7 protein-coding genes are annotated in these 8,106 nt (G+C 63.3%); 2 read left to right on the top strand and 5 right to left on the bottom strand.

Annotated elements, in window-relative coordinates; genetic code table 11:
* The 4 genes from ABY454_RS08120 to ABY454_RS08105 all read right to left on the bottom strand — a co-directional run.
* On the bottom strand, positions 1-1,598 hold a 1,598-nt coding region (locus tag ABY454_RS08120), incomplete at its 3' end, for an acyl-CoA synthetase (RefSeq protein ID WP_372929694.1).
* A gap of 284 nt (positions 1,599-1,882) precedes the next feature.
* Entirely contained in the window at positions 1,883-2,734 is an 852-nt protein-coding gene (locus ABY454_RS08115) for a DUF1013 domain-containing protein (protein WP_372929693.1), read from the bottom strand.
* A gap of 147 nt (positions 2,735-2,881) precedes the next feature.
* Positions 2,882-5,497: an AsmA-like C-terminal region-containing protein gene (locus tag ABY454_RS08110; RefSeq protein WP_372929692.1), complete on the bottom strand. Its 2,616-nt coding sequence runs from the start codon at positions 5,495-5,497 to the stop codon at positions 2,882-2,884.
* A 152-nt stretch (positions 5,498-5,649) separates the two neighbouring features.
* Positions 5,650-6,633, bottom strand: coding sequence for an NAD(P)H-quinone oxidoreductase (locus ABY454_RS08105; protein WP_372929691.1), 984 nt, complete (start codon positions 6,631-6,633; stop codon positions 5,650-5,652).
* Between the two features lie 117 nt (positions 6,634-6,750).
* Here ABY454_RS08105 and ABY454_RS08100 point away from each other — a divergent pair, with 117 nt between their 5' ends.
* Both ABY454_RS08100 and ABY454_RS08095 read left to right on the top strand, forming a co-directional pair.
* Positions 6,751-6,939, top strand: coding sequence for a DUF1192 domain-containing protein (locus ABY454_RS08100; RefSeq protein WP_372929689.1), 189 nt, complete (start codon positions 6,751-6,753; stop codon positions 6,937-6,939).
* Between the two features lie 294 nt (positions 6,940-7,233).
* Entirely contained in the window at positions 7,234-7,779 is a 546-nt protein-coding gene (locus ABY454_RS08095; protein WP_372929687.1) for a DUF1465 family protein, read from the top strand.
* Positions 7,780-7,785: 6 nt separating this feature from the next.
* Here the strand turns inward: ABY454_RS08095 and rpmE are convergent, their stop codons facing one another.
* Entirely contained in the window at positions 7,786-8,007 is a 222-nt protein-coding gene (rpmE, locus tag ABY454_RS08090) for a 50S ribosomal protein L31 (protein ID WP_372929685.1), read from the bottom strand.
* Positions 8,008-8,106 lie beyond the last annotated feature (99 nt).

Here is an 8,106-nt window from a genome sequence, read left to right as displayed (position 1 = left end):
TTGAATTTCTGGATTTTGCCGGTCGAGGTCTTGGGTAGCTCGATAACGACCACATGGCGCGGGCATTTGAAGTGGGCGAGATGCTCGCGGCACCAGGCAATGATGTCGGCTTCGCTGGTTTGCGCGCCGTCCTTCAGCTCGACGAAGGCGCACGGTGTCTCGCCCCATTTGTCGTCGGGCTTGGCCACCACGGCCGCGGCGGTGACGTCGGGGTGTTTGTAGATGACGTCTTCGACCTCGATGGAGGAGATGTTCTCGCCGCCCGAGATGATGATGTCCTTGGAGCGGTCTTTGAGCTGGATGTAGCCGTCCGGGTGCATGACGCCGAGATCGCCGGAATGGAACCAGCCGCCGGCGAACGCCGCGTCGGTCGCCGTCTTGTTCTTGAGGTAGCCCTTCATGACGATATTGCCGCGGAACATGACCTCGCCGATGGTCTTCCCATCGGCCGGTGTCTTCTCCATGGTCTCCGGGTTCATGACGGTCAGGTCTTCAAGCGCGGGATAGCGCACGCCTTGGCGGATACGTTTCTTAAGCCGCTCTTCGGGGGGCAGCTCGTCCCAAGCGCCCTTCCACTCGTTGAGGGTCGCAGGCCCGTAAGTCTCGGTCAGCCCGTAAAGATGGGTCAGCTCGAAGCCGGCTTCGTCCATCTTCGCGAGCACCGCGGCGGGCGGGGGCGCGGCAGCATGGTTGAAGGCGACGCGATGGCCGAAGTCGCGCTTCTCTTCCGGCTCTGCGCCCAGGAGCGCGGCCATGACGAACGGCGCACCGGATAGATGCGTCACCTTGTGCTCGGCGATGGCGTCGTATATGGGCCTAGCGCGCACCGCCCGTAAGCAGACATGCGTACCGGCGACGAGGCTGAGCGACCAGGGGAAGCACCAGCCGTTGCAGTGGAACATGGGCAGCGTCCAAAGATAGACGGGATGCGTGCCCATGCCGGTGGCGAGGGTGTTGGCGTAGCACATCAGCGCCGCGCCGCGATGGTGATAGACCACGCCTTTGGGGTTGCCGGTGGTGCCGCTCGTATAGTTGAGCGAAATGGCATTCCATTCGTCGGCTGGCATCGCCCAGGCGAAGTCGGGATCGCCGCCGTCGAGAAGGACCTCGTAGTCGAGATCGCCGAGGCGCATCCCTTCGACGCCTAGTTCGAGATCGCGATAGTCGATGAGAAGCGGCTTTGCCTTGGCGCGGGCAAGCGCCTCCTTCAGCACGGGCGCGAACTCCGTGTCCCCGATCAGCACCTTCGTCTCCGCATGGTCGAGCATGAAGGCGACGGCCTCAGCGTCGAGGCGCGTGTTGATCGAGTGAAGCACCGCCCCCACCATGGGCACACCGTAATGGGCTTCCAGCATGGCGGGCGAGTTGCACAGCATCACCGACACCGTGTCGCCTTCGCCGATGCCTCGGGCTTGAAGCGCGGAGGCAAGCCGGCGCGTGCGCGCATAAAATGTGCGGTAGTCGGTCCGCGCGCCCCCATGCACGATCGCGGTGTGATCCGGATACACGGCGGCGGCGCGCTCCAGGAACACGAGCGGCGTCAACGGCTGGTAGTTCGCCGGGGTCTTCTTCAGACCAGTGTTGTAGGGATCGACCATGGGCTTGGCGGGCGCGTTTCCTCGATGCACACTAGCCAAGCAGGTGGTCTTGAATCAATTGCTGTTGCTCGCCCTTTCGGGGCGGATGACCGGCTAGCGGTGTGTGTAATAAGCCAATGTCACGGCAAACGCGCCGAACGCACCGACCACAGCCACCAAAAAGAGAATTTCGAACTCGCTCATAATGTCTCCCCCTCCATGCGCATTTTTTGGAAGGGGGAGGCTCGCCTCTGGCCGGGCGTCCAGCCTTGATCGAGGTCAAATCGGGGTGTGTCCCCGCATTCTTACTCGGAAGGGGTGTCCTCTTCGGATCCGCCGCCCTCGGGCTTCAGCTCTTTCAGCTTGGCGAACACGGAGTCGGCGTCCGGCGCGGCCTCTTCCTCGACCGGAGCGGCCATGGCGTCGCGGGCTTCCTTTGCCAGCGAGGCGGCCATGGCGTCTTCAGGCGTGGGTGGCGCTGGCGGCACTAGCGGTGCCTCGGGCGGGCTTGCCGCCCCAGCATGGGCTTCCGCGGGCGTCATGGGAACGGCGGCGGCGGTCGTCTCCTCGGTAGGCAGGAGCGTGCCGGCCTTGGCAGCGGCCTTCTCGGCCTTCTTGCGCTCGCGCTCCAGCCGCGCCGCGGCCCGTTTCACGGCCGCATCGAGATCGATCTGTGAGCACAGCCCAAGCGTCACCGGATCCTGCGCCACCAGATTGGGCGAATTCCAGTGGGTGCGCTCACGAATGGACAGGATGGTCGGCTTGGTGGTGCCCACCAGGCGCATGACCTGGCTGTCCTTCAGCTCGGGGTGGTTCCTCAAGAGCCACAGGATGGCGTTCGGACGGTCCTGGCGGCGCGACACGGGTGTGTAGCGCGGGCCCCGCTTGGTCTTGACCTCGGGCACCTCGACCTTGGGCTCCAGAAGCACTAGCCGGTGCTTCGGGTCTTCCTCGGCCACCGCGATCTCATCGCGGGAGAGCTGGCCGGAGGAGATGGGGTCCATGCCCTTGATGCCGTGGGCCACGTCGCCGTCGGCGATGCCCTTCACCTCAAGCACGTGCAGGCCGCAGAATTCGGCGATCTGATCGAAGGTGAGGGAAGTGTTGTCGACCAGCCAAACGGCGGTCGCCTTGGGCATCAAAGGGGTGCGGGTCATGATGGGTTTTCAGCCTTGCTTAAAGGGGTAGCGCCGTCTCTCTCGCCCCCTCGGCGAAAGAGCCAAATCAACCAATTGAGGGGAATGAGCCCTATATAGGGACACTCGCCCCCACAAGCAATTGGTTCTGGGAGCCGTCCTGGCCGATCAACGGCGCCTCTGGCCGCCGAGAATGCCAAGGCCGAGCGGACCACCGCGCCGCGGCTTGGTGGTCGTGGCCTGGCCGCTCTGCGGCTTGGCATGCACCACGCGGCAGGGCACGCGCCCGGGCGTGCCGGCCCGGGGCTGTGTGATCGCACTCAGGAGGTTCAGGGGCGAGGCAAGTGTGCCGACGACCGCACCCGCCACGGGCGCCCCGCCGAGCGTCACTTTCGCGCTGGCGAGTTTGCCCTGGATGGAGAAGGGTTGCGCGGTCTTGATGAATTGCTTCCGTAGCGCTTGCGGCTTGAAGTGAAGATCGATGGTGTTCGCGCGGAAATCCACCGTGCCCACGCCGACCACTTGCACATTGTTCGTCTCGAGCACCAAGCCTCTTGTCGTACCGCGCCCGTTCTTGAAGGAGAAGGGCGCGACAACGCACACGAGCGGCGACTGACTGCCGCCAGCCGCGCCCGACAGGAGCCAGCCCGGCAGGCTCATGCCCGTCAGGTCGATCAGGCGTGTGCCGATCGAGCCATTGCGCAGCGATGTCGTGAGCGAGCCGCTCAGCGTCCGGGGAATCTGCGCCTTGGTGTTGCCTGCGCCAGACAGATCGTAGGTCACGTTGAGCGCCCCGGAGACCGGATAGTTGACCTCCATCGCCTGGAGCACTTCGCCGATGCGCAAATTGTTGATGCTGCCCTTGAGCGCGAAGCTGTTCTGATTGTCTTTGGTGTCGATATTGCCGTTGGTGGAGGCTGTGCCGCCGAGATAGGTCATGTTCATGGGGTCGAGGTTGATGACTCCAGCGCGGTAGGTCATGCGGCCTTCAATGTTGCTCGCATTGCCACCACCGCCGGCGATCGCGGCCACCTTTACCTGAAGGTCGACGAGCAAGGTCTCCCAGACCTCCGAATAGTCAATCACGTCAGCATCCGCGTCGTCGGCATTCTCCTGAAACACGGCGTTGATGGACGCGAGCTTCATGAGATCCGACAAATGCAGCAGCTCGGTCGCGATGTTGCCATTGAGGACGGGCGCACGCTTTTCCGAGAGCGCCCCGGTCAGCGAACCTTCGAGCGTGGTTTGCCCGACAAGCATGGTCCCGGCCATGACGATGTTCTCATCGCTTCGGGCTACGGTGCCGTCGAACTTGACCCGCCCCACGTCCTCAACTTCGCTTCCAAGCGCCGCAGCCAACGGCTTGAACTTCTCAATGTCGAGGTGGGTCGCGAATGTGAGCTCATTGGCCTCCGGCAGGTCGTCGATCGCAAGGTCCACGCTGAGCTCGAGCAGGCTGCTGTCGGTGACCGTCGCCGACAGGCTCTCGATGCCGAGCGATCCGTCGGCATCGGAGATGGTCACGTCGCCAAAAAGGTGACCAAGCGCTTCGGCGCTCTCCTCGGCCGCGAGGTCGAAAAGGTCGGCCGTGAGGAAATCGATCTGCCCGTTGAGGCTGACGCCTTTGAACCCGATGATGTCTTTCACCGTGCCGGCGACGCGCACGCTCGGGCGCTTGGGATCGCCGGCCAGGACCACGACGTCGTAGAGGCCGAGCCTGCCGTCGTCGGTCTTATAGAGACGTTCGGCGGTAATCGGCCCGATATCCCTGAACTTGGTCCGGATGGCGCTCGTGGTCACGCGGAAATCTCTTATGAGAACGCTGTCCCGCGACCCCTCGATGCGCCCTCGAAAGCCGGTGACGCCGATATCGTAGATCGGCCGTGCCTCGCCTTCCGGCAGCTGCTTCTTCGCGAACGCGCCCTTGAGCTTCAGCGCGAGGCCCGTGCCTTGCATGAGGTCTGCGATGTCGCCGGTCACTTCGTAAGCGTCCCCGGACTCGAATGCGAGCTTCAGCGCGAGCTCGCTGAGCGCAAGCTCATCCAGCGATCCTGCAAGCCGCCCCGAAAGCGCACCGGATCCATCAAGCTCGCCCTTGATATCGTAGACTGCGAGAGACCGGTTCAACTGCGGCGCCGATGCGGTCACCGTCATGTCGACGGCATCGCTTTCCGTTCCGAAGAAGCTCGTGTCGAAGGCATAGTTGCCCGCGAAGGCAACCTTCAGGCCTGCATGGTTCACTGCAAACACGAACTTCCGCCGGTCTTCGTCCTCGCCCGGCGGATCGACATCGACTTCGAGCCTCCATGGCTCATCGTTGAACCGGCCCGTTCCCTCGACATCGACCCCGCCGTCGTCCGATGGGTGGCTCGCAATCTCATCGAAGACATAGTGGAGATCGAATCCGTTCTCCTCGTTGACATAGTCGACTTTCGCATCGCGCAAGACGAAGTCGCTCGCGAATGGCGAGCGGACGAAGTCGCCCACCGTCTCGGCCACGTTGATGCTGGCTTCGTCTGCGCCGCCTTCCGGAATCTCGATGGCCACGTCGAGCCCCTCGATCACGAGGGCGCGGAGTTGCACATCGGCGATAAACAACGGCATGAGCGGCACGTCGACCTTGATCGACTTGATCGATAACCGCTTGAGGTCCGGCGGGAGACTGCTCTCCACCGCCGCGATGTCTTCGATCCTCACGGTCGGCGCCCAGCCGGCGTCAATGTGGATGGGCCCGCGCACCTCAACGGTGGCGTCCATCGCTTCAGAGAGAAGCTTCTCGGTCATATTCCGGCGTAGCGGCTCGAAGGGCTCCGCGTAGAGCACCAAAAACGCGAACACTGGCACACAAAGGATCAACCCGCCGATGAAGAGGACTCGAAGGAAGAACCGAACTGAGGAATTGAGGTGCATGGCCTGAAGACCTCGCTGGGGTGCGCTTACCCGGTCACTTCGAGGACGATCTTGCCCACATGGCCGGGGTCGTCGATGCGCTTATGGGCGTCGGCCGCGTCGCTGAGCGGAAATGTGGAGTCGATCACCGGCTTGAAGTCGCCCGCCGCGATCAGCGGCCACACGGTCTTCTCGATTGCCTCGGCCATGCGCGCTTTGGCCTTGGCGCCTTGCGCGCGCAGCGTCGAGCCGGTCAGGGTGAGGCGGCGCATCATCAACCGCATCAGGTCGATCTCGACCTTGGAGCCCTTCAGGAAGGCGATCTGGACGATGTGGCCTTCGAGTGCCGCGGCCCGCAGGTTCCGCTCGATATAGTCGCCGCCCACCATGTCGAGGATGACGTCGGCGCCATGCTTCTCGGTGACCTTACGGACCACGTCGACGAAGTCTTCCTCGCGGTAGTTGATGGCGCGGACGGCGCCGAGCGCCTCGCAGGCCTTGGCCTTGGTATCGTCGCCAACCGTGACGATGACTTTTGCGCCGAGCGCGGTGGCCAGCTGGATGGCCGTGGTGCCTATGCCGCTGGCCCCGCCATGGACCAGGAGCCAATCGCCTTCCTCGAGGCCCCCACGCTCGAAGACATTGTGCCAGACGGTGAAGATCGTCTCCGGCAGCGCGGCAGCCTGAACCGCGGTCAGCCCATCGGGTGCTTTGAGCGTGGTCGTCTCCGGGGCGACGGCAAACTCGGCATAGCCGCCGCCATTGACCAGCGCGCAGACGAAGTCGCCCGGCTTGAAGCGGGTGACGGCCTCGCCGACCATGATCACGGGACCGGCGACTTCGAGCCCGAGAAGATCGGACGCGCCTTTGGGCGGCGGATAAAGGCCCTGGCGCTGGAGCACGTCCGGCCGGTTGATCCCGGCGGCCTCCACGGCGATCAGCACCTCGTCCGGAGCGGGCTTGGGCGCGGGCCGCATGGCCGGCACCAGAACCTCCGGGCCCCCGGCCTCGCGCGCTTCAATGACAGTCATGGTCTCTGGCAGCATTGGTTCCTCGCCGTCTCTTCAGTCCGCGGGCCATGGATAAAGGGATTATGGGCGAAAGGCCACGATGGTAGGGTGCGGCATCCTTTAAGGGACGGCCCGCCCATGGACCTTGACGATCTCACGCCAAAGGCGCCGAAAGGCGACACGCTCGGCCAAGACCTGAGCAAGCACTCCGTGGCGGAATTGGAGGCGCTGATCGATGCGCTCCGGGAAGAAATCGCGCGGGTGGAAGAGGCGCTGGGCGCCAAGCAATCCTCAAAAAACGCCGCGGAAGCCGCATTTAAGCGCTGATTAAGTCCTGCACACCGATCGTTTAGGTAAATCAGGCCTTAGTCTTAACCGCTTATTAGGAGTTGCCGCGTAAAGTCCTCGTTATCCAGTCCTCTGGATCTGAGTGGCCTGTTCCACTCTGTTTTGACGCCTCCCTGTTAACTTCCTGGGCCGCCTTTTTTGGCGGCTCTCTTTTTGCCTGAATTCCTCGCTTTAACCTTGGTTACCAGAAGGCGACGACAAGTTCCGCCCATGGCATACTATGCCGCCCCATAAGGGGCGCCCCGAGAAGGGGCTGTTGACGGAGTGGGGCGAATGGCGGGGAAGTCCAAGAACGACAGCACCGATGCTTATGAGGGCGTAACGGTCTCATTCGGCGCTAAATTCGCGCGATCGGACCAGTTCAAGACTGTCTTCCGCGAAGGTATGGCCTTGGTGGAGGCCGCGGCCGCTTATCTGGACGGCGATGGCCGTAAAGAGGCCCGCAAGCTCAAGCCGCCCCATTCGCTGGCCTATGCAACGGAAAGTATGCGCCTGACGACGCGGCTGATGCAGCTGGCGTCTTGGCTCCTGATCCGCCGGGCCGTGAGCGAAGGCGAACTGACGCCGGAGCAGGCGGTCGAGGAACAGCGCAAGATCAAGCTCCCCGTGGCTGGCGCCGAGCAGCCGACCCGCGACTTCGAGGCGCTACCGGAGCGCCTGCGCGATCTCATCGAGCAGAGTATCAAGCTTCAGGAGCGAGTGGTTCGCCTCGACCAGATGCTCGATTTCAACGAACAGACTGCTGAGGGCGAAACACATCACCCGCTCAGCTCGCAGCTCTCGGCGCTGCACGCGGCATTCGGCTCCGAGGCCGAGTAATCCAGCCTACTTCAAAAAGCCTTCGTACTTCTTCTTAAAGCGCGTCAGGCGGCCGCCGCGATCGATCAGGTGCTGCCCACCGCCGGTCCAGGCCGGGTGGGTCTTGGGATCGATGTCCAGCTTCAGCGAGTCGCCCTCGGCCCCGTAGGTCGAGTAGGTGACGAATTCGCTGCCATCCGTCATGACCACCTTGATCTGGTGGTACTCCGGGTGAATGTCTTTTTTCATGGCTCAAACCTTCATTGTCCGGCGCCGCCCGATCGTCCTTGCCGAGGGCACCCCACGTCGCCTGATCGAATTCTGCGGAATTGGCGTGAGCCTATAACG

Origin of the sequence: Methyloceanibacter sp., from assembly GCF_041573655.1 — a bacterium.
Lineage (GTDB): Bacteria > Pseudomonadota > Alphaproteobacteria > Rhizobiales > Methyloligellaceae > Methyloceanibacter.
The sequence above is the reverse complement of the archived record's forward strand: the minus strand, read 5'-3'. Positions and strand labels throughout refer to the sequence as shown.

What these genes read in the sequence shown, in the direction of transcription:
- ABY454_RS08115 (WP_372929693.1), bottom strand. Translation starts at nt 2,734, where the DNA reads ATGACCCGCACCCCTTTGATGCCCAAGGCGACCGCCGTTTGGCTGGTC.
- ABY454_RS08110 (WP_372929692.1), bottom strand. Translation starts at nt 5,497, where the DNA reads ATGACCGAGAAGCTTCTCTCTGAAGCGATGGACGCCACCGTTGAGGTG.
- ABY454_RS08105 (WP_372929691.1), bottom strand. Translation starts at nt 6,633, where the DNA reads ATGACTGTCATTGAAGCGCGCGAGGCCGGGGGCCCGGAGGTTCTGGTG.
- ABY454_RS08100 (WP_372929689.1), top strand. Translation starts at nt 6,751, where the DNA reads ATGGACCTTGACGATCTCACGCCAAAGGCGCCGAAAGGCGACACGCTC.
- ABY454_RS08095 (WP_372929687.1), top strand. Translation starts at nt 7,234, where the DNA reads ATGGCGGGGAAGTCCAAGAACGACAGCACCGATGCTTATGAGGGCGTA.
- rpmE (WP_372929685.1), bottom strand. Translation starts at nt 8,007, where the DNA reads ATGAAAAAAGACATTCACCCGGAGTACCACCAGATCAAGGTGGTCATG.